Origin of the sequence: Paracoccus versutus, assembly GCF_000763885.1 — a bacterium.
Classification (GTDB): domain Bacteria; phylum Pseudomonadota; class Alphaproteobacteria; order Rhodobacterales; family Rhodobacteraceae; genus Paracoccus; species Paracoccus versutus.
This window is the reverse complement of the sequence record NZ_JRKO01000026.1, coordinates 53456-78673: the sequence shown is the minus strand read 5'-3', so window position 1 is coordinate 78673 and position 25218 is coordinate 53456. Positions and strand designations below refer to the sequence as shown.

Sequence of the window (25218 nt, the reverse complement as noted above, 5' to 3'; positions counted from 1 at the left end):
TCGCGCTGGGGCTGAAGGCGGTGTTCCTGGTGACCTCGGTCCTCGGCATCACCGGGCTGTGGATCGCCATCCTGGCCGATACCGGCGCGACCGTGCTGGTCACGCTCAATGCCCTGCGCCTGCTGGGCTTCCGCCCGGAGCAGAGCTGATGCCGCTCGCCCTGGCCGTGTGGCTGATCCTGATCTGCTATCTGGCCCTGTTCTTCTGGGGCTCGGCCGAGGCGCGACGCGCGGCAGGCCAGCCGGTCTGGCTGTTCGCCCATGCGCGGGGCCGCGACCGCCTGGCGGCCATGGGCTTTCGTCTGGGTTTCCTGCTGGCGCTGGTCGGCCCGGTCGTGGCCAGTTCCACAGCCCTGCCCACGGGACTGCAGGTTGCAGGCGTCGCGTTGGCCGCCCTCGGCATGGCGGTGGCCTTCGGCGCGCAGATGGCGATGGGGGCGTCGTGGCGCGTCGGGCTGCGCGCTGGCGAGGAAGGGCCGCTGGTCACCACCGGACCGTTCAGGATCAGCCGCAACCCGACCTTCCTGGGCCAGTTCCTGCTTCTGGCCGGTGTCCTGCTGGCCAGCCCGTCGGTGCTGACGCTGGCCGGGCTGGCGCTGTTCGCCGCCTCTGCATCCGTCCAGATCCGCAGCGAGGAGCGCCTGCTGCGCGCCCGTCATGGCGGGGCCTATGACCGATGGGCGCGGCAGGTGCCGCGCTGGATCGGCCTTCGCCGGGAGGAACGGACTTGAGACCGCACAGCCTTCTTCTGGTCGTCCTGCTGGTTCTGCTGCTGGACCAGGCGAGCAAGTCCGCGGCGCTGTCCTTGCTGGAGCAGGGACGGCCCGTCGTGGTCTTTCCCGGTTTCAACCTCGCTCTTGGCTTCAATACCGGCGCAAGCTTCGGGTTGTTCGCCGAAATCATGGCGACACGGCCGCTGGCCATGGCCGCGCTGACGGCGGCGCTGACCGTCTTCTTCGCCCTCATGGCCTTGCGTGCCCGCCATCCGTTCGAGGCGGTGGGTCATGCGTTGATCGTGGGCGGAGCGGCAGGGAATGTCCTGGACCGGCTCCGGCAAGGCAGGGTGACGGATTTCCTGGATTTCTATTGGGGCGACCAGCATTGGCCGGCCTTCAATGGCGCGGACATCGCGATCTTTCTGGGCGCGGTGCTGTTCCTGCTCCCCATGGCGAAAAGGACCTAGCGCCATGAAGGAAACTCTTATCGCCGCCGCGCTCATACTCGTTGCCTATCTTGGGCTGTATATCTGGGGAAACCGTGCTGCGCTCAAGTCTCGCAACTGCCCGGTTCCCACGCCATTGGCCGGACGAACAAAGGTTTCCGCGATCCAGGGGCCTGAGCGCATGATGCAGGGTAACCGCGCTGTCACCTCCGCCGCCGAAATACTGCTGCTTGCTGCTTTTCTGACTGCTCTGGCGGCAACTCTGGGCGCGCTGTTCATCGGCGAGGTGCTGGGCCAGATGCCCTGCACCCTGTGCTGGTATCAGCGGATCGCGATGTTCCCGCTGGTGCCGGTGCTGGCCATCGGCTTGTGGCGCGGGGACGCGGGCGCATGGTTCTATGCCCTGCCGTTGGTGTCGGCCGGTCTGGCCATCGCGCTCTGGCATTCCGGCCTTTACGCCGGGCTGATCCCCGAGACCGCCAGCCCCTGCACCCGGGACGGCCCCTCCTGCTCGAACCGGGCGCAGATGACCATCATCGGCCTGCCGATCCCCTATCTCTCGCTTGGCGCCTTCGCCGGGATCGCACTGTGCCTTGGCCTCAGGAAAGGAAAACCAACGTGAACCGCAGAACCATCGTCATCGGCAGCCTCGTCCTCGGCGCGGCCGCCTTCGCAGGTGGGGCCTGGCAGGTCGCCCGGCGGCGCGAGGCCGCGCAGACCGCCGCTGTCGCCGAGACCCTGCAAGCCCAGCCCGATGCGCTGGTCCGACCGCATTCCCCGATCCTTGGATCCGCGGATGCGCCGGTGACGCTGGTCGAGTTCTTCGATCCCTCCTGCGAGGCCTGCCGCGCTTTCCATCCCGCGGTCAGCCGGCTGCTGCGGGACCATCCCGAACAGCTGCGCGTCGTGCTGCGCTATGCCCCCTTCCACCAGGGATCGGACGAGGCCGTGCGCATCCTGGAAGCCGCAAGGATGCAGGACAGGTTTGTGCCCGTGCTCGACGCCCTGCTTGATCAGCAGCCCCGCTGGGCGGCACACGGTGCTCCGCGGCTGGACTGGGCCTGGCAGGTCGCTGGCGAAGCGGGGCTGGATCTTGCCAAGGCCGGGTCGGACCGGCTGCACCCGGCGATAACCGCCGTCCTGAACCAGGACATGGCGGATGTGGAGGTGCTGCAGATCCGGGGCACGCCGACCTTCTTCCTCAATGGCGAAAGGCTGACGGATCTGAGCATCGAAAAACTGCGCGCGGCCGTCACCGACGCCGTGAACGCGCAGTAAGGGGGCCGCCGATGAACCTGCGACGGATCAGGCTGGTCCTCTGGGCGCTGGTGGCCGTGGCGCTGGCGGGTGTTCTTGCCTTGCAATGGGCCGGAAGGCGGCGTGAGCCATCCCAAGCCGCCTTCCGTCCCGATTTCGCATTGCAGGACGCGGCCGGGCGGACCTATGGCATGGAGGATTTCCGCGGCAGGCTCGCGCTGGTCTTCTTCGGCTTCACCAACTGCCCCGACGTCTGCCCGACGACCATGTCCGAGGTGGCACTGGTGATGAACGACCTGGGATCGGAGGCGGACAAGGTGCAGCCGCTGTTCATTTCCATGGACCCCCAACGGGACCGCGGGCAGGGGCTGTCCGAATATCTGGCGGCCTTCCATCCGGCGATCCTCGGCCTTGCCGGCGACGGGGCCGCGACGCAGGCGGCCGCCGAGAGCTTCAGGATCCATTTCGAGCGCGAGGAATCCCCGGCCGCACCCGATGGCTACACCATGTCGCATAGTCCGGGGCTGTTTTTGATCGGCCCGGATGGCGAATGGCTGCGCCAATTCCCCCATGAGACCCCCGCAGCCGAGATTCTGGCGGATATCCAGGAAAGGATCTGAACCGATGAAACGCTTCGCAATTGTGCTTGGGCTTGCCGTCATGCTGCCCCTGGCCGCCGCGGCCGAATGCGCCAGCGTCTCGGCGGGCGACCTGACCGTCACCGGTGCCTGGTCGCGCGCCACCATCGGCACCGCCCGTCCGGCGGTCTTCTATGTCGAGATCCGCAACGATGGCGAGACCGGCGACCGGCTGACGGGGATCGACACCCCGGTCGCCGCCATGCCGATGCTGCACCGGACCGTGGTCAAGGACGGCGTCGCCTCGATGCCGCATGCCGAGGCGATCGACATTCCGGCTGGCGAGACCGTCAGTCTGGCTCCCGGCGGCTATCATGGCATGCTGATGGAGCTGACCGCGCCGCTTGCCGAAGGCGAGACCTTTCCGGTGGTGTTGCGGTTCGAACGGGCCGGCTCGGTCGAGATCGACGCCCCGGTCCTGTCGATACGCGCACAGGGGGCGGAATGCGACGCCGCGGGCTGATCCTGGGTGCGGCGGGCCTGGCGGGAGCCTTCGGCTTCATGATGGGGCTGGGTGCCTGGCGCGGCGGTGATCCGCCCCCGCCGAGAGGGGGCGAGGGCGCCCGCGATGGCGAGAGGATGGACCTGTCCCGCATGGCCTGGGAACTGACCGACGATCACGGCACTCGCGTCGCGCCGCGCGATTGGCTCGGGCAGGCCAGCATGGTCTTCTTCGGTTTCACCTGGTGTCCCGATGTCTGTCCCACGACGCTGATGGACATCTCCGGTTGGCTGGACGACCTGGGACCGGATGCCGACCGCATCCGCGTCAGCCTGATCACCGTCGATCCCAAACGCGACAGTCCGCAGGTCCTTGGCGAATACCTGTCGAACTTCGATCCCCGCATCCGGGGTCTGACCGGATCGCCCGAGGACATTGCCAAGGCGGCCGCCGGCTTTGCCGTCAAATACGAACGTGTTCCGCGTGACGATGGCGATTACACGATGAATCATACATCCGGCGTCTACGTCTTTCGGCCGTCGGGCGCATTGTCGAGCATCATCGATTTCCACGAGGATCGCCAGTTCGCGGTCCCGAAGATCCGAAGGGCCATCGAATGAGAACCATGTCTACCGCAAGCCGCAGCGCGTTGATCGCCGTTGCCTTGCTGGCCGTCCCCCTTGCCGCCACGGCGCAGAACCCGCACCCGGCCCTCCATGTCGTCGAAGGGCAGGGTTGCGAATGCTGCGTCGAATGGACGAACCATCTGCGCCAGCAAGGCTTCGAGGTGACCTCGGAAAAGCGCTTCGGCACCCTTCTGATGAAGCACAAGATCGACAGGGGTGTGCCGGTCGAGCACGCCTCCTGCCATACCGGCGAGATCGACGGGTATTTCCTGGAGGGGCATGTTCCGGTCGAGGATATTCGCCGGCTGTTGCAGGATCGACCCGACGCCGCCGGGCTGGCGGTTCCGGGCATGCCCTATGGCAGCCCCGGCATGGGACCGGAATCTGAACGCGAGGCCTATGATGTCCTGCTGATCCGCAAGGACGGCAGCACCGAGATCTTCAGCAGCTATCCCGCTGCTGATGGCCGCTGACCCGTTTCAGGAGCAATACCGCATGATTTCCTTGAACCGGCGCCATTTTTCCCTGGCAGGTCTTTCCGCCCTCGCAGCCTGTGGTGCGCCCCAGCCGAAGCGACCGCAGTTCAAGTCTTATTCCGGTCCTCCGGTCACCCAGGTCGTGGTCTACAAGGGCCAGCGCCGCTTGCACCTGGTGAGCGGCCAGACGGTGCTGAAATCCTACGATTTCGGCCTGGGCTTCCAGCCCATCGGCCACAAGCAGTTCGAGGGCGACGGCAAGACGCCGGAAGGGCTCTATTTCATTGACCGTTTCAACCCCCGCAGCCGCTATCATCTCTCCGTGGGCATTTCCTATCCGAACGACCGCGACCGTGCCCTCGCTGAACGACTGGGACGCGATCCGGGCGGGGACATCATGTTCCACGGCCGCGGGCCCGAAGGCAATGAACGGGTCCGCAAGAATCGGGACTGGACAGCCGGCTGCATCACCGTCAGCGACGAAGAGATCGAGGACATCTACGCCATGCTGCAACCCGGCGTGCCGGTCGTGATCTATTCGTGAGATGGAGGTGGAGAGATGCGGTTTTCGATGTTGGACATCTTTGTGCTCTCATGTGATTTGCGCAGCCCTCGGTTGGACGCAGGAATTGCCGGTCGACCTCTGTTCACTAAACGGGCTGCATAAAAGCAGGGGACTTTTGTGATCGATAGATGGTCTGTGCCATCGTCCGTGGAATAGCGGACAGCGAAGGCATCGTTAGCCCTCATCCATTCCCCGGCTTCCCCGACCTCGCCTTATATAGTATAGTCCCCCATATCATATGAAGCCGAGGATCGCCGCCGCCATGTCCCACACCATCCGCGACAAGGAAAAGCTGATCGCGCGGGTCCGCCGCCTCAGGGGCCAGATCGAGGGGATCGAGCGCGCACTCGAGGCCGAGAAGCCCTGCGGCGAGATCCTGCGCCAGCTCGCCTCGGCCCGCGGCGCGATGAGCGGGCTGACGGCGGAGGTGATGGAGGACCATCTGCGCGAGCACGTGCTTCACGCCGAGACCGAGGCCGAGCGCCGGCAGGGCGGCGAGGAACTGATCGACGTCATCCGGACCTACATGAAATAGCCGCGCGGCGGCGGGAGCAACGGCCATGTCCGCAATCGACATCTCCGCCCATACCCACGGGCACGACTTCCTGGGTCAGCACCACCGGCGCAATGAGCACCGGGTCTGGCTGGTCATCGCCCTGACGGCTTCGATGATGGTGGCCGAGATCGCCGCCGGCACGCTCTACGGCTCGATGGCGTTGGTGGCCGACGGCTGGCACATGTCCACCCATGCCGGGGCGATGCTGATCACCGCGCTGGCCTATCTCTATGCCCGCCGCCATGTCGGCGACACGCGCTTCAGCTTCGGCACCGGCAAGCTGGGCGATCTCGGCGGCTTCGCCAGCGCCGTCGTGCTGGCCCTGATCGCGCTGCTGATCGGCTGGGAGAGCCTGATGCGGCTGGCCAACCCGGTCGAGATCCGCTTTGGGCAGGCCATCGGTGTCGCGGTGGTCGGGCTGGTGGTGAACCTTGCCTGCGCCTGGCTGCTCCGGGACGACCATTCCCATCGCCACGGGCATGGGCATGGGCATCATCACCACGATCATGACCACCATGGCCATGCGCGGGACAACAATCTCCGCGCCGCCTATCTGCATGTGCTGGCGGATGCGCTGACCTCGATCCTGGCCATCGTGGCGCTGCTGGCCGGGCGCAGCTATGGTTGGCTCTGGGCCGATCCGCTGATGGGCGTCGTGGGCGCGCTGGTGATCGCGCGCTGGTCCTGGGGGCTGATCCGCGATTCCGGCGCCGTGCTGCTGGACCGGGTGCCGGAAGACGAGGACCTGCCTGGCGAAATCCGCGCGGCGATCGAGACCGAGACCGACCGCATCGCCGACCTGCATGTCTGGCAGGTCGGGCCGGGGCATCATGCCACCATCGTCTCGCTGGTGTCGAGCGATCCGCAGGCGCCCTCGCATTACAAGTCGCGCCTCGCGCGGATCCACGCGCTTTCCCATATCACCGTCGAGGTCGAGCGGGTGAGCAGCGCCGCCTGAGATGATGCCATGGTGGGTCGGCCGCGGATTCCGGAACCCGTTGCGGCCATTCGCCGGCCTGTGCGAAGCTGGCCCATCTTCCAGCCCTTGCCACGACGACGCCATGACCGAGATCGCACCGCAATCCGGCCTCAAGCTGACGAAGCTGCGCGATATCGGCTGGACGCTCTGGGATCCCATCGGCTTGCTGGACCCGGAAAGCCGGCCGGGCAGCTGGGACGACGAGGCCAACCTGTCCTTTGCGGACGAATATGACAGCTATCTGATCGCGGCAGCCTCGCAACTGCGTCGGGGAACGCCCCGCGATGAGGTTGTCGCGTTCCTGGTCGAGATCGAGACCGAGCATATGGAGATGGGTGACAACCCAAGTGCCCGACCGAGGGCGGAAGCGGTCGTGGATGCGATCCTCGCCGACGACCGCATCTGGACATGGCCGGACGCGCAGGGGCGGTTCGGTTATCCGGGCTGACCGGGGACGGCGAGAAAGCCGTGTTGGCGCAGGATCGGCCTGCAATCCGCGCCTTGCAATGCCTCGAAGAAACGGTGTGCCGGCTTGGGGCCGTCGCATCGCACGCAGGCGCAGATCTCGGTCAGGGGCGCCAGTTCCAGCGGCAGCGGCAGGACCCGTGTTCCGGGAAGGGCCTGCGCGATCCGGTCGGCCGTGGTCGCATAGACGATCAGCATGTCGGCCTGGCCCTCGATCAAGGCCGCGAGCGCCGGGCTGCGGAGCGGCTCATGCGGGTCCGGCAGCACGGCACCGTAAAGGCTGACGCAACGCGGGCCGAGATCCTGCCAGCGTCGGGGATCTTCGGTCTTGAGCCTCTCCAGGAAGGCTGCGGCATAGTCGCCGCCGGGATCCGCACGGGGCGTTGACATGCCGATACGCCAGCGTGGATCGGCCAGCAGGGCCAGAGGATCCTCGGCGGACGATTCCAGCCCCGGACGGGCCACCAGCACCATGCGGTTCCGGGCGATGGTGCAGGGCGGGCCGAACAGGCCCTCGCGATGCAGCGCCTCCGGCCCGTGCGGGCTGGCCGAGACGAAGACATCGACCGGCAGGCCCTCCCGGATCGCCTCGGCCAGCAGTCCGGCCGGGCCGCGATGGACCTGGACCTCATGCCCCGTCCTTGCGGTGAACGCGCGGGCGAAGTCCGTCAGCGCCGCGGCCAGGCTGCCCGCCACGGCGAAAGTGATTTGCGGCATTCCCATCCTGTCCTGCGTCACGCGATATGCTTAACTAGATATATCGAATCGCCTGTGCATGACAGGCCGGAGGGACATCGATGACATGTTTTGATCGCCGAATGGCATCGCGGCCTGCGCTTGCCCTGGGCCTGTCGCTCGCGCTTATCTCGCCCGCGCTTGCCGACCGCACCGTCACGGACCAGATCGGGCGCGAGGTGACCATTCCCGACACCGTCGAGCGTGCCGTCGTCCTGCAGCACCAGACGTTGAACATCGCCGTGCAGCTTGATGCGCAGGGCCAGGTCGCCGGCGTGCTGGACGAATGGAAAAAGCAGCTCGGTTCCGGTTTCGCGCGGCTGGCGCCGGGGATCGAGGATCTCGGCACGCCCGGCGGCCTGACCAGCGTGAACATCGAGGAATTGCTGGCGCTGAAGCCCGATGTCGTCTTCGTCACCAATTATGCCCCGGCCGAGATGCGTGAGCAGATCGAATCCGTCGGCCTGCCGGTGGTGGCGATCTCGCTTCTTGACGTGCCGCCCGAGGAGGCGGTCAAGCAAAGCCCCGTGGTTAGCGGCGACGAGGCCGCGGCCTATGACACCGGCTTCCGCGAAGGCGTGCGGCTGATCGCCGAAGTATTCGGCAAGGCCGAGGCCGGCGAGGACCTGATCGCGGCGGCGACCGAGTCGCGGGCGCTGGTGGCCGAACGGCTGGCCGACGTGGCCGAGGGCGATCGCGTCCGCGCCTATATGGCGAACCCGGACCTGACCACCTATGGCACCGGCAAGTATACCGGGCTGATGATGGCCTATGCCGGGGCAAAGAACGTCGCGGCGGACTCGATCCAGGGCTACAAGCAGGTCACGATGGAAGAGATCCTGGGCTGGAACCCGCAGGTCATCTTCGTCCAGGACCGCTATCCGCAGGTGGTGGACGAGATCAAGTCCGGCGCGGCCTGGCAGCCCATCGACGCGGTCACGGCAGGTCGGGTCTGGCTGATGCCGGAATATGCCAAGGCCTGGGGCTATCCGATGCCCGAGGCCATGGCCCTGGGCGAGCTGTGGATGGCCAAGACGCTTTATCCCGAACGCTTCGAGGACATCGACATGGAAGCCCATGCCGACGGCTATTACCGCCGCTTCTACCGCGTGCCCTATCAGCCGTGACCGCCGCGCTGTCCGTCGCCGCCGCACGACGCGAGACCCGGATCCTGTGGGCGCTGGCGGCGGTGCTGGTCGCCACAGCCATCGCTTCACTCGGTGTCGGTCGCATCGACATTCCGCCGGGGCGCGTGCTGCGGATCCTGCTTTCGCCCTGGCTCGCGCCGGTCGAGCCGGTCACGCCGCTGGAATGGAGCGTGATCGTCGTGGTCCGCCTGCCGCGCGTCACCATGGCCGTGCTGGCCGGGGCGGGGCTGGCGCTGGCGGGGGCCTCGCTGCAAGGGCTGTTCCGCAATCCGCTGGTCGGCCCGCAGGTGGTGGGCGTCTCGTCGGGCGCGGCCTTCGGCGGGACGCTGGCGATCCTGCTGGGCTGGCAGCATCTGGGGCTGGTGGGCGCGGCCTTCGCCTTCGGGTTGTCGGCGCTGGTGCTGGTCTGGCTTTTTGCCTCGGTCGTGTCGCGCAGCAATATCCTCGTTCTGGTGCTGGCGGGGGTCGTGGTCTCGGGCTTCTTCGGGGCGCTGGTCAGCCTGGTGCAGTTCACCGCCGACAGCCAGGACAAGCTGCCGGTGATCGTGTTCTGGCTGCTGGGCAGCTTTGCCACCGCCGATGCGGGCAAGGCGGCGCTGCTGGCGGGGCCGGTCCTGCCCTGCGCGGCGGGGCTTCTGGCGCTGCGCTGGCGGATCAACATCCTGTCGATGGGCGACGAGGATGCCCGTGCCTTGGGGTTGCCGGTCACGGGACTGCGCTGGCTGCTGCTGGCGCTGACGGCGATGATCGTCTCGGCGCAGGTCGCGGTGTCCGGCATGGTCGGCTGGGTCGGGCTGGTGGTGCCGCATCTGGCGCGAATGCTGGTCGGTGCCGATCACCGGGTGCTGCTGCCGGCCTCGACGCTGCTTGGCGGATCGTTCCTGCTGCTGGTGGACGATGCCGCGCGCAGCATGAGCGCCTCGGAAATACCCCTCGGCATCCTGACCGCGCTGATCGGCACGCCGATGTTCGCGGTCCTGCTGTGGCGGACGCGGGAAAGGCGGATGGATGGCTGAGCCGCTGATCCGCGCCGAAGGGGCCGCGCATTCCTGGGACGGCACCCGCTGGCAGTTCCGCGACCTGGATTTTGCGATCGCGGCGGGTCAGGTTGCGGCCGTGCTGGGCGCCAATGGCTGCGGCAAGTCCACGCTGCTGCGGGTCGCTACCGGGCTGCGCGCCCCGACCCGGGGACGGATCACGGTGGCCGGCACCGCGGCGCTGGTGCCGCAGGATTTCGCCCGCGCCTTCCCCTATCGCGTGATCGACATGGTGCTGATGGGCCGCGCGCGCCATATCGGATTGCTGCGCATGCTGGGCAGCCGCGACCGCGAGATTGCGCTGGAGGCACTGGCGGTGATCGGCCTTGCCGACAAGGCGGCCGAGCGTTTCGACGCCTTGTCGGGCGGCCAGCGTCAGATGGTGCTGATCGCGCGTGCCATCGCGGCCGAACCTGCGGCGCTGTTTCTGGACGAGCCCGCCTCGGCGCTGGACCTTGGCAACCAGGACCGGGTGCTGCGCCTCGTGCGCAGGCTGGCCGACCGCGGGCTGGCGGTGGTCATGACCACGCATCAGCCCAACCACGCGCTGGCCGTTGCTGACACGGCGCTGCTGATGCTGCCGGAGGGCGCGGTCTTTGGACCCTGCCATGAGGCTTTGACCGAGAGCCGGATCGAGATGCTTTACGGTTTGCCGGTGAAGATCCTGGATGTGCAGGCGGAGGAGCGTGGGTTCCGCTCCGTCGTGCCCCTCTACGGCGCATAGGAAAGAGACGCTTGCCGGTAATGAGTTAAGGCAGCGGCGTAGCGCAGATTGCTTTTTACTCGGGTAAGATGGCCGCCGCTCTCGCCACTGGCCTACATTGCTTCGTCCTTGAGCCGTTCCGGGGGTTTTCGGCCTGTCGCCCACTCTGGGCTGGGGCTGCGCCGATACCAGTCGGCGGAGGCGGATAATCGCGAGCGGGCGACCGCGATGTCCGGTCAACATTCTACGCGGCGGCGAATTTTCTGCTCATGCGGACCATTGCCGGATCCCAGATCAAATCCGGGGAATGCGGCTGATGCAAACGAAGGGCCGACGTGGCGCTGGTCGCTGTCGCCAGGAAACTGGCTGTCGCTGCACTGCCTCAATCGCGGCTGACCACCTCCCGTTGCTTCACGCACTGGTAGCCCCCGCGCCGGATGTCGTCGCGCGAACTCCTTCCCCCGCTCAAACAGGATGTCGATCCGGTCGCCGGAGAGGAGGTTGCTCTCCGCGGTATTCGGCTTGCGCTCCACGTCCAGGCTCGGTGTCCTGCAGGTGCTGCCCTTGATCTTGCCCATCGGTGTCCGCGGCCGGCACAATGATCGTAAAGCCCCCCCTTGCGGACATGCCTGCCGGCGGAGGCCATATTGCTTGGCCGAGAAAGGCACCTTGGAAAAACCAGCCCATTCCACCCGTTGGGAGGACCATGCCTGCGCTGTGGGATGAGACCGCGTGAGCAGTGAAGGCAGGGGGCCATCACTGCCTCGTCCAGCAGCGTGGCGGCGAAGAGCTGACAGTTCGTGTTCTGGGGCAATATTTCCAGGACTGCCGCCAGTGTGTTCGACTTCCCCTGTCCTATGCTACAGCAAATGAAATCTCCGGCTTGCCATGATCGAGCCCGCGCCTGACCCGAGCCTCGACCTTGAACACGTCTCGCAACAGGTCTTCGGTCAATACCGCTTCGGGACGGCCCGAAGCCACGATGCGGCCCGCCTCCAGCACCACGATCCGGTCACAAAACAGCGACGCGAGATTGAGATCGTGCAAGGCGACGATGCTGGTGATTTTCAGATCGCGCACCAGCCGCAGGATTTCGATCTGATGGTGAATATCCAGGTGGTTGGTCGGCTCATCGAGGAACATGATCGACGGTTCCTGCGCCAGGGCGCGTCCGATATGCGCGCGCTGGCGCTCGCCGCCCGACAGGGTTTGCCACCTCTGGCCGCGCCGCGTGAACATGTCGACCTGCTCGAGTGCTCGCCGCACCGCATCCCCATCCAGAGGCGTCCAGGCTCCCAGCGCCGAGCGGTGCGGCGTTCGTCCCAGGCGCACCACGTCCTCGACCGCAACATTCGTATCGGTCGAGGCGCTTTGCTGCACGAAGGCCACGATACGCGCCAGTTCCTTGCCCCCATAGCCGGCAATCGGCTTGCCATTGATTGCGACCGTGCCGCGTGCCGGACGGCGCAACCCTGCCAGCAGCCGCAGAAGCGACGATTTTCCCGACCCGTTCGGCCCGATCAGCCCCAGCGTTTCATTCGGCTCAACCACCAGCGACACGTCGTCCACGATGACGCGCCGCTTGACGCCCCAGACCAGATTCTCGGCACGAACGCTCATTTCTGCGGCCTCGCGCGGTAAAGCAGAATGGCAAAGAACGGGACGCCGATCAGAGCGGTGACGACGCCGATGGGCACGGTCTGCTGCGGCACCACGACACGCGAGAAGATATCAGCGAGCACCATGAAGATTGCCCCGACAACAGCCGAGGCGGGCAGCAGCCGCATATGTATCGGGCCGACGATGAACCGTGCCGCATGGGGCACGACCAGCCCGACGAAGCCGACCGCGCCCACGATGCTGACGATCGTCGCGGTCATCATTGCCGTGACCGCGAACAGGACCAGCCGGATCCGTGTCACAGGAATGCCGAGCGAGGCTGCATCCTCATCCCCGAAGGTAAAGGCATCAAGGGCGCGCGCGGTCCAGATGCAGATCGCCAGACCGGCCAGCACCACCACGAGCAAGAGGTGAAAATCCGGCCAGCGCGCGCCGCCGAAGCTGCCCAGAAGCCAGAACATGACATCGCGCGCCTGCTGGGCGTTCCCCGAGGTCGACACGATATAGGATGTCAGCGCATTGAAGAGCTGCGAGGCCGCGACCCCGGCGAGAATGGTGTGATTGGGCCCGCTGGTTGCCCCGTTCGACAGAAGCGCAACAAAGGCGAAGGCCGCGAATGCCCCGGCGAAAGCCCCGAGCGAGAGTGAAATGGCTCCCGCGCCGATCCCCAGCACGATGACGCAGACCGCGCCGGTCGAGGCACCGGCCGACACGCCCAGAACGAAGGGCTCGGCCAGCGGATTGCGCAGGAGCGCCTGCAGGATCGCACCGCAGAGCGCCAGTCCCGCGCCACAAAGCGCCGCAACCAGCGCACGGCTGAGGCGCAGGCTCCAGACCACGCTTTCCGCGATCCTGGGGAGTTCCGCATCGGTCAGGCCCAGCCCGTTGGTCACGGCCAGGCCGACGGTGCGCAGCGAAATCGTATAGTCGCCAATCGCTGCGGAAACCGCGATCGCCAGCAGCAGGACCGCTGGCGACAGAAGAAGGAAAAGAGCAAAACCTGCGGTCTCGCCCCGAAAGAGGCGGGTCATCATTCCTTGGCCGGGAGCAGTTTTTCAAGCTCGCGCCCAACCTCTTCCGCACCATAGAGCGTCTGGATGCCCGGATTCATCGCCGCCCCACGCATTTCGATGATGCGGCCCTCGCGCACGGCGTCCAGTTGGCTGACCGTCGGGTCGTTTGTCAGGAAGTCGCGCTTGTTCGCGGCCGTGTCCAGATCCCAACGGTTGCGATCGACCTGCGCGACGACAAAGACGGTCGGATCGGCAGCGATGATGCCCTCCCACCCGACGGTCGGCCATTCGGTTTCGGTCTCGATGGCGTTACGGCCCCCCAGAATGTCCGCGATGTAGCCCGAGGGACCGTTGCCGCCGCCCAGATAGGCGTCGTCCGAAGGGGAGGGACTGGAGAACCAGAACAGGAATGTCAGGTCGTCGTTCCGACCGAAGGTTTCGCGAAGCGCCGCTTCACGGGCACGGAAATCGGCGATCAACGCTTGTCCACGATCTGCGACGTCGAAGATGCGCGAAAGCTCGTCGATCTCTTGATACATCAACTCCATGTTCCAAAGGCTCTCGCGGCTGCCATAGGCGTCCCCGGTGTTCTGCAAGGTTGAGCAGGCACTTGGCGACAGATAGCTCGGGATCCCCAGGTCGTGGAAATCCGACCGCTTCGCCACCTTGCTGTCGTTGCCGAGCAGGGTCGGCAGTTGAGCCGCGACGAAATCCGGCTCGGTCGCGAGCACGCTTTCGAGCGTCGGAAACTCGACCGTCAGAAGCTCGACCTTTTCATTGGCCTCGGCGAGTTCCGGCAGCACCTTGTTCGGCCAGAAGGCGGTCGCCGCCATGCGGTCCTCAAGACCCAGCAGCAGCATGATCTCGGCGCTGTTCTGGCCAAGGGCGACAGCCTTTTGCGGGGCGCTTTCGAAGGTCAGGCTCTCACCGCAATTCTCGATCGTCAGGGGGTAGCTGGTCGGTGCCGCAACAGCTGCCGGAGCGGCGAAGATACAGGCGACGGCGGCGATATGGAGCGATCGGGTCGCTTGGGTCGAAGTCATGGAAGGGCGCTCTCGGGTTTGTCCAGCTTGCAGTGCCCTTCCCTATAACGGCTTCCCTTAACTGTCGATTGTTTTTGTCGGCTATTTGTCAGGGAGTGGCAGCATCGGCGACGTTCGACAAGCTGCGGCAGGCCCGGAAGGGCTGATGCCGCTGCGTATCACGCGGATGGTCGCGAGAGCCATGAAAGTTCAGCTGGCGCGGCGACGGCAACTCGCAGGTGATGCAAGATTCGCCATGATGCGGATGGCGCAAGATCCACATCGGGAATCGACGAGGAAAACCCTGGAAATCTGCGCCGCCGAGTTCACCACCAGCGCTGTCGGCGACGCACCAAGGTTGCCACCCTCGATTGCCAACCGCATCATGGTGGGCGAGGGCGGGCGCATCGTCGAACAGGGCAGCCACGATGAGCAGCTGGCACGAGAAGAAGGCAGGTATCGCAGGTTGGCTGCCGCGGTCGCTATCAGGCAGCGATCCTGCGACTCAGACGTTCTGGTGTCGGTCCCCAACGGTTTCTATTGCGAGCCGGAAGGCTGAGTGATCGACGCTGGCCGTGAGGGCGGTCCTTCCGGCTGAGTTTGCAACAGACGCGGCGGCAACCTCGCGAACTGTTCTGCGAGATTCCTCATTCTCCGGGGGCGAGCGCGGCAAAGTGCCGAGCGGGATCATCAGCCTCGAGCGGTATGGGCTGCGGTAGCAGATTTGTGAGGGCTGAGTTCGCCACCGAATTCAAGGGCCGGTCAGAACGCGTTCCATGGTCCCTGCAAGACCCTGCATAGCCGGCTCGTTCGCTATTCCCAGAGGGGCGTCTTGGCCCGGATCTCTAAGGAATTGGCGCAGCCGCGGGTCAGGCGGTCAGTGGACCGGGTGCGATGTCCGGCCGCGGGTCATGCGCGGCGGCGCCTGTCAACACCCTTGCCCGCTCGGGCAAGAACGAACCGAAGCCTCGACAAGCCTTGCAATTCAAAACGGTCTTCGCGCAGAACTAGCGCGCCCGGCGCAGCATTGGATGCCACGAAAAGAGGGCAGCAAAAACAGCGGAGAATGCAGGTGAGGCAGGCATTGCCGACCGATGGCCAGGGACTGATCGCGCGCAAGGTGGGCTCCGGGTCGATCGGCCCCGTGGATCTGTCCATCGGCCATGGCGCGTGTCTGTGCGTGGCCGGGCGGTCCGGGGCGGGCAAAAGCACGCTCCTGCGCATTCTGGCCGATCTCGTGCCTCACACCGGAGAGGTCTGGCTGGATGGCCAGGCGCAGAGTGATATGGCGGCGCCGCTCTGGCGACGAAGCGTCACCTATGTTGCCCCGGACAGCGCCTGGTGGGCGCCAAGGGTGCGAGATCATTTCCAGGGCGATGCCACGCATTTCTCGGACAGGATGAGGCTGCCGCGCGATCTGTTGGATGCCGCCCCCGACCGGCTTTCCACGGGCGAACGGCAACGCCTTGCGTTGATCCGTGCGCTGCTGGGCAAGCCTGCGGTGCTGCTGCTCGACGAACCCAGCGCGGCGCTGGATTCCGATGCGGTTCTGCGTGTCGAGAACCTGCTGGGAGAGTTTCTGTCCGAGGGCGGTATCCTGGTTCTGGTCAGCCATGACGACGCGCAGATCCAGCGGATGGCGACCGATACCCTGGTGCTGGAAAGGGTTCCGGCATGAGCGTCCTGACTCTTGGCAGCGGTGAGATCGCGATCGCGGGCGGCCTCATATCCTGTTCGGCCGGCCTGTCATTGGCGCTGCACATGGGAATCGGACGCCGGCTTGCTTGGGCGGCGCTGCGCATGTCGCTGCAACTGCTTGCGGTGGGCTATCTGTTGCGCCTGCTGTTTCGGTCCGAAAACGGCCTGCTGGTCGGACTGGTCATGGTCGTCATGCTGGCCGCGGCTGCCCATGAGATCGGCGCGCGCCAGTCTGGGCCGCGGCGCTGGTCGGAATTCCTGCGCAACCTGCTGATTCTGTGCATATCGGCCGCCGGCGTGGCGCTGCTTGGGTTGACCGGCCTTTCAAGATCGGGCCCGGCCTTCGACGCGCAGCATGTGATCCCGGTTTTCGGCATCATTCTCGGGACGGCGATGAACTCGGCCGCACTGACCCTGCATGCGCTCAAGAGCCAGATCGCCGGTGCCCGAAACCGGATCGAGGCGCAGCTTGCCCTGGGCCGGGACATGGGCGAGGCAACCCGCGATCTGTCGCGCAGCGCGATCGTCAGTGGCACGATACCGATCATCAACCAGATGGCGGGTGCCGGGATCATCACCTTGCCGGGCATCATGAGCGGTCAGGTCCTGGCGGGCCAGGATCCGACACAGGCGGCGATCTACCAGATCTTCCTCATGGCGCTGCTTGCCCTGGCTTCGGTCGTTTGCGTGGCACTGACGGGGTGGCTGTTCATCCGCAGCATCACCGATGATCGCCAGCGCCTGAGGCTTGATCGGCTCGGCAGCTGATCGCCATCGCTCAACCATCGGAGAGGATCACCTATGCTTTCAGCGTGTAGCGTTTACTTTCCCCCGCTTGCCAAGTAGTGATCACTACGAAAGCAGCAGGACAGTCTACCTCCCCGATGGTGCAAGCAAGGCGCAAACCGACCGGCAAGGCACGCGATCTGTTCAGCGACCGCTATGAGCGTCGCCGCGACCGGCTGTCTCCGGCGTTTCAGCGGGTGGCCGGCTATATCGATGCCAACCGGCTGGCGGTCCTGACCTCATCGGCCATCGAAATCGCGCGGGCGGTGGGCACATCTGATGCAACCGTTATCCGCACCGTGCAGGCGCTGGGGTTCGCGGGCTTGCAGGAACTGCGCCGGGAGCTTGCCGCCGGTCTTGGACAGCGGACCACCCCGGCAGACAATCTCAAGCGGACCCTCGACGATGCGGAAGAGCAGATCGATGCCGCGGTTGAGGATCTGCTCGACGTCTATGCCGCGGGACTTGAAGTGCTCCGCTCGCCCGAATTTCGGGAAAACCTTATGAAGGCGCTGTCTGTGCTGCACGATGCACGACGGATATTCGTTTTCGGGATTGGCCCCACCGCACATATCGCCGCATATTTCGCCGCGAGACTCCGGCGTAAGGGAAGGCAGCAGCGGCTCATTAACCGAACGGGACCGGGGCTGGCGGATCAGCTGCTCGAACTCGAGTCCGGCGATGCGGTCGTCATCCTGGCCTATGGTTCTCTTTACAAGGAAGCCAACGTGACCCTTGCCGAAGCGAGGCGACTCCGCCTGCCGGTGGTCCTGATCAGCGATTCAGCGCAAAGTGAGCTTTCCAGCCGGGCCCGTGTTGTCCTTGCCGTTCCGAGGGGCAAGAACGAGAGGGTTGCCCTGCACGGTGTGACTGTCTTCTGTCTCGAAATGCTTCTGCTCGGACTCGCCTCCGGCGACTCGGGGAAAGCCCTTGCAGCGCTGGCGGATCTGGAGCGGCTGAGACAGATGCTGAGGTCGGGCCGACAGGTTATGTCCACAGATAGCGAAAATGAGTAACATTTGCCGGAGCCGCAACCCGAACTGCTACACCGCTGGCACCACGGGACTCCGTCCGCAACCCGAGCTCTGTGTGAACGGATAATATTCTCAGGTGCTTGCCAGAGATTCTGCCGCCTATGGGTTCTTGCCAACGCCAGATGAGTTGGGAGAGATACGGCTGGTCACGCAGCTTTACTGCTACATTTTTTCATGCTGCTGATGAAGTCAGGCAGCGGTCAGGGGTGCGTTTCTTGGGGGATTGGGCTGGCCTGTGGAGAAAACCGATACAAATATCAAGCTTATCCGCGAATAGCGAAAAAATATGGATACCCTACGACCTGCTGCGCAGGAAAAAAGCCGTGAATTGACAGATCCCCCGGATTTCTGGTTTCGAAGGTTTGGCAGGTTCTTCTCGCCATGCGCTTCTGGATGGCGGAAGGCGCTGATGGGAAAATACCCTCATTCCGATCCGGCGCGAGAAGTCAGGGCCAGGCTTGGCGGTTCCGAACCGGCGCGATTCCTGATTTGTGAATCCTTCGCCAAAGCTTGGGCTCCGGTGCGCCCCGAAGCTGAACTCCCCCATCATGTCTCTATTCAGCCGACGAGTGCCAGAAAGCGTTGGGATTGGATCATTGACGTGATCCTTGATCCGCCTGATACTCCCTTCCTGGCGGCCTCGATAGGGCTGTCGAGTGCTGATGCCGATTATTGGAGAATAACGACTTCAGCGGAACTTATTGTTTTCGGTGGTGCCGCTGCGCTTTTCGAAGGCGAGCATATCGTTCCAGTCGAACGCCAACGGTTTCTCGAGGCCATCGAATGGTTTTCCTCAACAGGCGTTACTGCCGGCGATGTATTGCGCAGCCGTGAGATAAAGCGACAATTTCAGATCGGATTAATTTCCGGGGCTCAGGCTCGGCTTGCCCTGGGGCAGCTAAAGGCCGATGCAGCATTGCTGCACGGCTTTCCCGGCTGTGCCAACAGGTTTCTTGCCCGGCTCGCTGCATATGCGGCGGAAACCCGGCGCGCTGGCAGAATTGCCGCATGAGGGATTACATTCTCCGCGTTCCGGCCGAAATGGACCTGTCGCAAAGGACCCCGCTGAAGAACGCAGTCGCGGCCCTATTCGGGGACAGATATGAAGCGGGCCGCCCGCGCTATCTGTTCTCCCCCGATCCGCTGGTCATGGATGGACCATGGGTCCGTGTGCGGGCCTGCATCGGCGCGGCTCCTGAAGTTGCGCGCGGGTTTGTTGCCGAAGCCGCCACGCCGATGCTCGATGCAGGGCGGAAGATCGAGGCGGCGGCATGGGTCGCCATGAAGGCCAGGGTTTTCCGCAAGGAATCCGATCTGAAGGACAGGGTGCTTGCAGGGCTTGCACGTTATCGCGACGTTTTTGCTCCCGCCGTCGATCTGGCCGATTATTCCGTTGATCCTGATATTGGGATCGCACGCATGGAGCGCGGGCGCGAGCGCTTTGGTCGGGCTTACGGGCGGATTTCCTTCTCGGGCACCATTACGAATGAACCGGCGCTGATGGCGCTCCTGACTGCCGGAATAGGTGCCGCCAAAGCCTATGGCTTCGGCCTGGTCAGCATCATGAACAGGGAAGACGATCTTGACTGATCTCTGGGATATCCGGCTGGTCGGCAGCCTGGAAACCTTGTCGCCCTTTTGCGTGATCCCTCCCAGCGCGGACGAGGTGACGAGGGCGGACGGCAGCAAATTTCGCCGGATCAGCCGCAGGACGATCTACCAGGACGGCTTGCGCGAAAGCAGGCCGGTTGTTCCGGGTTCGACCCTGCGTGGCCGGCTGCGTCGTTCGGCGGTCGAGGTGGTGCGGGGCATGACGGGCGACCGGGTGCCGCTTGCCCAGTGGCATCAGAATGCGATCGGCGGCATCAAGGGCAGCGAATCCGAGGCATCTTTCGACGTCCAGCTTCGAATAACCCTGCGTGAAAAGAACCCGGTTCTCGCGCTGTTTGGCGCAGGATCGCCCTGGATGATCAGCAGGGCCTCGATCAGCGACGCGATACCCGAGGGTCCGGTCGAGACGGACCTGATTGGTGGGGCTCGGTCCGATGACGGACGTCGCGACGGATCGTTTTTCGAAAAGCTGGATGCCGATGCGCTTGAACAATGGCACGCGATGGCCAACGCAAACTCCGCTCGGACCCGATACAAGAAGGCCATGCGGGAATTGAATGCGACCCTGCGCGCCGCCCGCAAGAACGGCAGTGCCGAGGAGGTGGCCAGGCTGGAGGCCGAGTTAGGCGAACTTGCCAAACGCGAGGAGACGGTAGGGTTGCTGAGCACAAATCCTGTATCCATGCCGCTTCAGCATGAGGCGATGCCGGCCGGCGTCAGGATGCAGCATAGGATTACACTCAGCGCCGTCACCGCTGCCGAGGCCGGCCTGTTCATTGCCGCGATGAATCACTGGATGAAAAGCAAACCGGCCTTGGGTCAGCATGAGAGCCTTGGCTATGGCCTGCTGCGCGGGGAATATGACGCCTACCTGTCTCCCGCCCGCTCTGACGATCCCTTTGCCATAGGGCAGGCGAATGCCGTCTCGCTTGGCACGATGATTGCCGAGCCAGTCTCCGGGCTTTCATGCGTGCCGGAACGGTTCGTCGAATTCATGTCCGCGTTCCGGGAAGCGTTCCAGCAAGGGGCGTTCGATTTCCGCCTGGCATCCGAAATTGGAGCACAGGCGAAATAATGGTTCCGCCGGACAGGATAGGCTTTGGTCCTGACGGCCCGCTTGCGGATGCTCTGCGTGCGAGGGGGCTGGACCCGGCGCCGCGGCCCGCGCAATTGGCCTATGCCGGTCATCTTGCAGCCTGCCTCGACGCTCGGCGCCCGGCCTTCATCGATGCCGAAACCGGGGTGGGAAAGACGCTCGGCTATCTGGTGCCGATGCTGGATCGTGCCCGGCGGGCCGCAGGGCCCCGGCCCATCGTCGTGATCTCGACCGCGAATGTCGCCCTGCAAAGGCAGATCATCGAGACCGATCTGCCGATCGTAATCGAAGCCTTTGCCCGGATAACCGGAAAGCAATTGCGCGCGGCGATGCGCGTAGGCAAGCAGCAGGTGATCGATCCGGGGGCGCTGGACGCCGCTGTCGAGGAACTGGGCACGGACAGCGACAGGCTCCTGGCAGACGATATGATCGACTGGTGTGAAATGGCGCTGGCGCGGGGCGAACTGCCAATGCGCCATGCGCTTCTGTCGGCCTTCTCGGATCGGATAACCGTGTCGCATCCCTGGCTTTCGGCGGAACTCATCGGCCTGAACACTGAAGGCACGGACCATGTGACCGGCGCGCTTTTCCAGACATTGCTGGAGGAATGCGCCGAGGCCGATTTCCTCGTTGTAAACCATCATCTTCTGGCACGGCATTTTGTTCGCCCCTTCCTCTGGGCTGAAGATCGCCACGCCTATGTTGTCGTGGACGAGGCCGATCGCCTGCCGCGGATCGTCGAGGACATGACCCGCTCGGCAGTGCCGCTGCAACGGTTGTGCAGCCTTGCCAGCGGGCTTGCACATGGGGGGCAAGCCTCGACAATCGCCGAGACGATTGCCTGCTTCAGTGCGGTTCTTGAAAACCACCGGCTTCTGGCCAAGGGAAGCAACAGGGACGTCGTTCCCCTCACCAGCTTGACCGGCCCGGAGCGGGATCTGGTCCTGGGGGCGATCAAGGATCTTCGGGACCAGATCGCACATATGACGCGCGAATACCGCATCGAACATCCGCGTCCTCCGGCTGCGATGCGCGATGATATTGCTGCGCTCGATACCTATGGGATCGCACTGGAGCGGATTCTGAGGCAGGCCGAATATGGTGATCTGGCCAGGACCGTGATCTATCATTCTCCGGTCCGGCGCTATCCGGGCATTGCCAATATCTCGGACGGATCGGCACGGATCATCGCCAAGAGGCTTTGGAACCAACCGGCCTCACCGATTGAAGGCTTGCTTTTCACCTCGGCCACTCTTTCGACGCTGGCGCAGGGCGAGGGCACGGATGCGCGGCGCGCCATGGCGGGGTTCATTGCGACCTGCGGTTTCGAGGCCGAAAGGATCGACGCATCCTGCTGTGCCCTGATCGCGCCTCAGCAGTTCGGGACAATGCGCTTCGCGCGGCCTTCCCTTGATGCGCCCGCCGCCTTTACATCATTTGCGGCCGCTGATCCTGACGACGGGTTCGCGCAACTCGACGATGCCGCTCTGGCTTATTGGAAGGCAATGATCGACGCGGCAAGCCGTGAGGGTGGGCGTAGCCTTGTCCTTTTGCCCGCGATACGGGATGTCGTTGCCCTTTCGCAGCTCTTCGGCCCAGACGATCCGCGGCTCATGGCGCAACGCTCCGGCGTGCCCATGACCATGGCCGTCACAAAGTTCCTGTCGAGATCCGATTCGATATGGATTTCCGCCTCGGCGTGGGAGGGGGTAAGCCTGCCTCATGCGATCGCGCATGTGATCATTCCGCGTTTCCCGATTCGTCCGCAAACCTTTGAGGACAGTGTCTTGCAACGGTATCTGGTGGATGTGACGGGTGGGGACAGGGTGGGAAGAGCGATGGTTTTCGGCAGGCAACTGGCCGAGGCGCGCAGGCGATTGCGGCAGGGAATCGGACGTGGCATCCGGGCGCATGATGATAGCGTCAAGATCTGGATCGGTGATCCGCGCTGGCCGCTCAATCAGGAAGAAGCCGATATGCTTTTTCTTGACCAGCCGAGGCCGTGGTCAGGTGCCATGCTGAATGCAGTGCCGGGGCGTTTCAGAAAGATCGCCAGTTCAGCGCCCCGCTTTGAGATAGGTCAGAACACGCATGATGCTTGAAACAGTTTCCAACAGGAGGAATAAAGGGGGGCGCTCCGCCCTCGGCAGAGCGGGGTGGCGCGCGACGTGGCGTGCAGGATGGTCTCTTAGCCCCGACCACGGGTCGGGGTCGAAAACGGCGGTGTGATGAACATGATCACCAAGCAGAACAGCCCCGCATTTCAGCAGGGGTCGACGAGGCCCAGGGATCGATCACCATTCTGATCCATTTCTTGCCGGCATGTCGTTCAGAGCGGTCCTGTCCATGAAGCTGCGGCCCTGCCTTGACGGTGGGGCCGTAGCCCTCTCAAGATCAGGCGGGGCGGGGAATATGGCATTCCTCTGCGTTGGACGCATCCCAATAAGGGGGTCGCCAGGTATCCACGGCGGTAAGGGAGGCAGTTGCCGGTGCCGAATGCGCCGAAAATCGCACCGGGATCGGACGCCGGGCTTCGCCCTTTTCGTCGAGAAGGGGAGAAAGCCCATCAGCTGATTCAAGCTCGATCCGCCGCAGGACGCCGTAACCCTCCTTCCGGCGTGCGCCGATACCATCAGCGGACTCGAGCAGCCGTTGCACTTTGGCCGCCTCCCCCTCTGCGATCCATGAAACCGATTGCGCAGCAATGCATTGGTAGCGGGTCAGATGAGCTTTCAGGGGTCCATTCGTCGTGTTGACCTTGTAATAACGATCACGCGATGGTTGCAAGAACAGCGGCGTATCTGCCAGATCCTTCGCCAGCCTGACTCCGCCGGTTTTTATCTCACCATGATGGACCGGGTTATTGAAGTAGGCACGGCTTGAGAGAAACAAGCCGTCGACTTGCCTCAGCGGGATATCCTTAATCGGATCGGTATCGACCCCCCGCACTTCCCGCATTTCTGCCAATATCCCGTAAAGAATCGCATCAAGCGTGAGATAGGTTTTCCCCAGGCAGACAGGGGTGCCGAGATATGCCGTGATTCGAAACAAGGCCACGTCTCTCTCCGATATGCGTCTGGGGACCGCTATATTGCTTCTCTGGGTGAGGAAGTGCAACAAGCAACGCCTCGATCCTGCTCTTGGAAGGGACCGGAACCTGGGTCGCAGGGCAGGACGAACCACCGCCGAACCGGGCTTGCGCGCAGCCAATACTACTTTCTTGCTACAGGCGCCGAACGTGCCGCCGCGCCACCAGATGATCATCGCAAGCGGAGTCAGCAGGTGATTTGGCGCCCCCGGTCGTCAACGGCGTAGCGGTCACGCTGCCGGCGGGCGCGTCACCTCGATCATCGGACCGAATGGCGAGGGAAAAACCAGCCTGCCATGGATCATCAAACGGTTGTCTTTGCCCGATACGGGCAGAGTCAGCGTGGAGTGGCTGCATGTCGCCACTGTCCGCCGTCAGCGCCCGGCGACGTGCTGGCGCGGCGGCTGTCGATCCTGCGCCAGGACAATCATATGACCGCTCGCCCTCCCGTGCCGGACCTTGATACCTTCGGGCGCCACCCGCACCGCAAGGGCAGCCTCATCGTCGGAGGACAAGGCCCATATTGCTCGGCAAGGGCATGGCAGCCTCCGATACGAACCAGGGCAAACCTGATAAAGTCAGACAGGTATATATGGACCGATCGGGTTATCATTCCACAGCCAGTGGACATCCGGTCAACGAAATCCGCATTGGGCGCACTGGATGGAAAGAGTAAAGGCGCCGCAACTGGAGGAGCTTTATCGGGCACAACGGGGCCGTCTGGAGCGCATTGCCACCGCAGGGTAGGACCGGCTAGCGCCGCCGACGTGGTCCAGGATGTCTTGCTTCTGCGGCGCAAGCGTCGACAGGAGATCGGGACATGACAAATTGGAAAACGCCGGTTTCCGACGCAAAAAGCGATGGATCGTCCGCAATGTCGACTTTCAGGTCAAAAATGGAAGATGTCTGGCCATTCTGGGGCCTAACGGCCGGGGAGAAACAAGCCTCATCAAGACGGTTGCGGGTTGCTATCCGTCGCGAAAGGCTCGCTGCGGGCGCCTCGGATCGTCGGTTATGTTCCCCAGTCCTTCCCAATTTCGCTGTCATATCGCTGCCTGGATATTGTGGTGATGGGACGCGCTGCTGCATTGGGAGTGTTCGGCTCCCCTGGCAGGGAGGACTATCGCGCAGCAGAAGAGGCACTGGAGCGCGTCGACGCAGCGGCCAATGCCCAGCCTTTTCGATCGGCTTTCGGGGGGCGAGCGCCAACTCGTCATGCTGGCACGCGCCTTGTCGACAGGATCGGAATTGCTGGTTCTGGACGATCCGGCCTTGGTGCTTGACCTCGCCAACCAGTCCCTGCGGCTGTCAGTGCTCAGCCGTTTGAAGGAGGACGGGCGACATGCAATCCTCTTTTCCACGCATTCCCCACAACATGCCTCTTATATGCCGACGATGTCCTGTTGATGCTCGATGGCTTGCAAACGATCTGCGGGCCAGCGGATTCGGTGCTGTCGGCCTC

Annotated in this window: 30 protein-coding genes and 2 pseudogenes; 26 read left to right on the top strand and 6 right to left on the bottom strand. The window is 64.2% G+C overall.

The window, feature by feature from the left end:
• Positions 1–148 precede the first annotated feature (148 nt).
• The 12 genes from IT40_RS13315 to IT40_RS13260 all read left to right on the top strand — a co-directional run bounded on the left by IT40_RS13315 (position 149) and on the right by IT40_RS13260 (position 7148).
• A complete protein-coding gene (locus IT40_RS13315; RefSeq protein WP_036755838.1) occupies positions 149–730 on the top strand; it encodes a methyltransferase family protein in 582 nt (193 codons plus the stop codon).
• Positions 727–1182, top strand: a complete 456-nt coding sequence (gene lspA, locus IT40_RS13310; protein ID WP_036755836.1) for a signal peptidase II — start codon at positions 727–729, stop codon at positions 1180–1182. Before IT40_RS13315 ends, lspA begins: the two co-directional genes overlap by 4 nt.
• A gap of 4 nt (positions 1183–1186) precedes the next feature.
• Entirely contained in the window at positions 1187–1783 is a 597-nt protein-coding gene (locus IT40_RS13305) for a disulfide bond formation protein B (RefSeq protein WP_338117902.1), read from the top strand.
• Positions 1780–2439, top strand: coding sequence for a DsbA family protein (locus IT40_RS13300; protein ID WP_036755833.1), 660 nt, complete (start codon positions 1780–1782; stop codon positions 2437–2439). The genes IT40_RS13305 and IT40_RS13300 overlap by 4 nt, the downstream gene beginning before the upstream one ends.
• A gap of 11 nt (positions 2440–2450) precedes the next feature.
• Complete coding sequence (locus IT40_RS13295; RefSeq protein ID WP_036755831.1) at positions 2451–3038, top strand: SCO family protein; 588 nt, start codon at positions 2451–2453, stop codon at positions 3036–3038.
• A 4-nt stretch (positions 3039–3042) separates the two neighbouring features.
• Positions 3043–3519, top strand: coding sequence for a copper chaperone PCu(A)C (locus IT40_RS13290; RefSeq protein ID WP_036755829.1), 477 nt, complete (start codon positions 3043–3045; stop codon positions 3517–3519).
• A gap of 131 nt (positions 3520–3650) precedes the next feature.
• A complete protein-coding gene (locus IT40_RS13285; protein WP_341860338.1) occupies positions 3651–4118 on the top strand; it encodes an SCO family protein in 468 nt (155 codons plus the stop codon).
• A gap of 5 nt (positions 4119–4123) precedes the next feature.
• Positions 4124–4597, top strand: a complete 474-nt coding sequence (locus IT40_RS13280; RefSeq protein WP_116171022.1) for a DUF411 domain-containing protein — start codon at positions 4124–4126, stop codon at positions 4595–4597.
• 22 nt (positions 4598–4619) lie between these two features.
• Positions 4620–5144: a L,D-transpeptidase family protein gene (locus IT40_RS13275; protein WP_036755882.1), complete on the top strand. Its 525-nt coding sequence runs from the start codon at positions 4620–4622 to the stop codon at positions 5142–5144.
• A 283-nt stretch (positions 5145–5427) separates the two neighbouring features.
• Positions 5428–5700, top strand: coding sequence for a metal/formaldehyde-sensitive transcriptional repressor (locus IT40_RS13270; RefSeq protein ID WP_036755880.1), 273 nt, complete (start codon positions 5428–5430; stop codon positions 5698–5700).
• Positions 5701–5725: 25 nt separating this feature from the next.
• Positions 5726–6679, top strand: coding sequence for a CDF family Co(II)/Ni(II) efflux transporter DmeF (gene dmeF / locus IT40_RS13265; RefSeq protein WP_036755817.1), 954 nt, complete (start codon positions 5726–5728; stop codon positions 6677–6679).
• A 103-nt stretch (positions 6680–6782) separates the two neighbouring features.
• Positions 6783–7148, top strand: a complete 366-nt coding sequence (locus IT40_RS13260; RefSeq protein WP_036755815.1) for a hypothetical protein — start codon at positions 6783–6785, stop codon at positions 7146–7148.
• Here IT40_RS13260 and IT40_RS13255 read toward each other — a convergent pair.
• Positions 7136–7882 (bottom strand): substrate-binding domain-containing protein, encoded by a 747-nt coding sequence (locus IT40_RS13255; protein ID WP_052095912.1) that lies wholly within the window; start codon positions 7880–7882, stop codon positions 7136–7138. The two genes, IT40_RS13260 and IT40_RS13255, sit on opposite strands and share 13 nt — an antisense overlap.
• Before the next feature lie 101 nt (positions 7883–7983).
• Here IT40_RS13255 and IT40_RS13250 point away from each other — a divergent pair, with 101 nt between their 5' ends.
• From IT40_RS13250 to IT40_RS13240, 3 genes are read left to right on the top strand one after another with little or no spacing between them, the layout of a single operon-like run.
• The gene (locus IT40_RS13250) at positions 7984–9027 is read left to right on the top strand and encodes an ABC transporter substrate-binding protein (RefSeq protein WP_052095911.1); all 1044 of its coding nucleotides are present in this window, start codon (positions 7984–7986) and stop codon (positions 9025–9027) included.
• The gene (locus IT40_RS13245) at positions 9024–10064 is read left to right on the top strand and encodes a FecCD family ABC transporter permease (RefSeq protein WP_243700113.1); all 1041 of its coding nucleotides are present in this window, start codon (positions 9024–9026) and stop codon (positions 10062–10064) included. Before IT40_RS13250 ends, IT40_RS13245 begins: the two co-directional genes overlap by 4 nt.
• Positions 10057–10809 (top strand): ABC transporter ATP-binding protein, encoded by a 753-nt coding sequence (locus IT40_RS13240; RefSeq protein ID WP_036755809.1) that lies wholly within the window; start codon positions 10057–10059, stop codon positions 10807–10809. The genes IT40_RS13245 and IT40_RS13240 overlap by 8 nt, the downstream gene beginning before the upstream one ends.
• Before the next feature lie 215 nt (positions 10810–11024).
• Here IT40_RS13240 and IT40_RS28645 read toward each other — a convergent pair whose 3' ends face one another.
• From IT40_RS28645 to IT40_RS13225, 4 genes are all read right to left on the bottom strand, one after another.
• Positions 11025–11366 carry a hypothetical protein gene (locus tag IT40_RS28645; protein WP_157034074.1) on the bottom strand — a complete coding sequence of 114 codons (342 nt, stop codon included), beginning with the start codon at positions 11364–11366 and terminating at the stop codon, positions 11025–11027.
• Positions 11367–11643: 277 nt separating this feature from the next.
• A complete protein-coding gene (locus IT40_RS13235; protein WP_036755806.1) occupies positions 11644–12408 on the bottom strand; it encodes an ABC transporter ATP-binding protein in 765 nt (254 codons plus the stop codon).
• Positions 12405–13439: a FecCD family ABC transporter permease gene (locus tag IT40_RS13230; RefSeq protein ID WP_036755871.1), complete on the bottom strand. Its 1035-nt coding sequence runs from the start codon at positions 13437–13439 to the stop codon at positions 12405–12407. Before IT40_RS13230 ends, IT40_RS13235 begins: the two co-directional genes overlap by 4 nt.
• Positions 13439–14464, bottom strand: coding sequence for an ABC transporter substrate-binding protein (locus tag IT40_RS13225; RefSeq protein ID WP_036755802.1), 1026 nt, complete (start codon positions 14462–14464; stop codon positions 13439–13441). Before IT40_RS13225 ends, IT40_RS13230 begins: the two co-directional genes overlap by 1 nt.
• 245 nt (positions 14465–14709) lie before the next feature.
• Between IT40_RS13225 and IT40_RS28640 the strand changes: the two are divergent.
• The 8 genes and pseudogenes from IT40_RS28640 to IT40_RS13190 all read left to right on the top strand — a co-directional run.
• A pseudogene (locus IT40_RS28640) lies at positions 14710–14808 on the top strand (IS5/IS1182 family transposase); the annotation flags it as partial.
• Positions 14809–15509: 701 nt separating this feature from the next.
• Complete coding sequence (locus IT40_RS13215; protein WP_052095910.1) at positions 15510–16121, top strand: ABC transporter ATP-binding protein; 612 nt, start codon at positions 15510–15512, stop codon at positions 16119–16121.
• On the top strand, positions 16118–16909 hold the full coding sequence (locus IT40_RS13210; protein ID WP_036755798.1) for an ABC transporter permease: 792 nt from the start codon (positions 16118–16120) through the stop codon (positions 16907–16909). The genes IT40_RS13215 and IT40_RS13210 overlap by 4 nt, the downstream gene beginning before the upstream one ends.
• A 116-nt stretch (positions 16910–17025) precedes the next feature.
• Positions 17026–17943, top strand: coding sequence for a MurR/RpiR family transcriptional regulator (locus IT40_RS13205; RefSeq protein WP_036755796.1), 918 nt, complete (start codon positions 17026–17028; stop codon positions 17941–17943).
• A 427-nt stretch (positions 17944–18370) separates the two neighbouring features.
• The gene (locus IT40_RS28635; RefSeq protein ID WP_147307247.1) at positions 18371–18973 is read left to right on the top strand and encodes a hypothetical protein; all 603 of its coding nucleotides are present in this window, start codon (positions 18371–18373) and stop codon (positions 18971–18973) included.
• On the top strand, positions 18970–19551 hold the full coding sequence (locus IT40_RS13200; RefSeq protein WP_116171020.1) for a type I-E CRISPR-associated protein Cas6/Cse3/CasE: 582 nt from the start codon (positions 18970–18972) through the stop codon (positions 19549–19551). Before IT40_RS28635 ends, IT40_RS13200 begins: the two co-directional genes overlap by 4 nt.
• Positions 19544–20647, top strand: a complete 1104-nt coding sequence (locus IT40_RS13195) for a hypothetical protein (protein ID WP_036755792.1) — start codon at positions 19544–19546, stop codon at positions 20645–20647. Before IT40_RS13200 ends, IT40_RS13195 begins: the two co-directional genes overlap by 8 nt.
• Positions 20647–22770, top strand: a complete 2124-nt coding sequence (locus IT40_RS13190; protein ID WP_036755790.1) for a helicase C-terminal domain-containing protein — start codon at positions 20647–20649, stop codon at positions 22768–22770. The genes IT40_RS13195 and IT40_RS13190 overlap by 1 nt, the downstream gene beginning before the upstream one ends.
• Before the next feature lie 292 nt (positions 22771–23062).
• Here the strand turns inward: IT40_RS13190 and IT40_RS28630 are convergent, their stop codons facing one another.
• Positions 23063–23719 carry a hypothetical protein gene (locus IT40_RS28630; protein ID WP_147307246.1) on the bottom strand — a complete coding sequence of 219 codons (657 nt, stop codon included), beginning with the start codon at positions 23717–23719 and terminating at the stop codon, positions 23063–23065.
• Between the two features lie 286 nt (positions 23720–24005).
• On the opposite strand from IT40_RS28630, the pseudogene IT40_RS30815 reads away from it, so the two are divergent.
• The 3 genes and pseudogenes from IT40_RS30815 to IT40_RS28615 form a co-directional block, all read left to right on the top strand.
• Positions 24006–24191, top strand: a pseudogene (locus IT40_RS30815) (hypothetical protein); the annotation flags it as partial.
• A 342-nt stretch (positions 24192–24533) separates the two neighbouring features.
• Positions 24534–24827 carry an ATP-binding cassette domain-containing protein gene (locus IT40_RS30810; RefSeq protein ID WP_116171018.1) on the top strand — a complete coding sequence of 98 codons (294 nt, stop codon included), beginning with the start codon at positions 24534–24536 and terminating at the stop codon, positions 24825–24827.
• A 96-nt stretch (positions 24828–24923) separates the two neighbouring features.
• Positions 24924–25163 (top strand): ATP-binding cassette domain-containing protein, encoded by a 240-nt coding sequence (locus tag IT40_RS28615; RefSeq protein WP_116171017.1) that lies wholly within the window; start codon positions 24924–24926, stop codon positions 25161–25163.
• Positions 25164–25218: the final 55 nt, after the last annotated feature.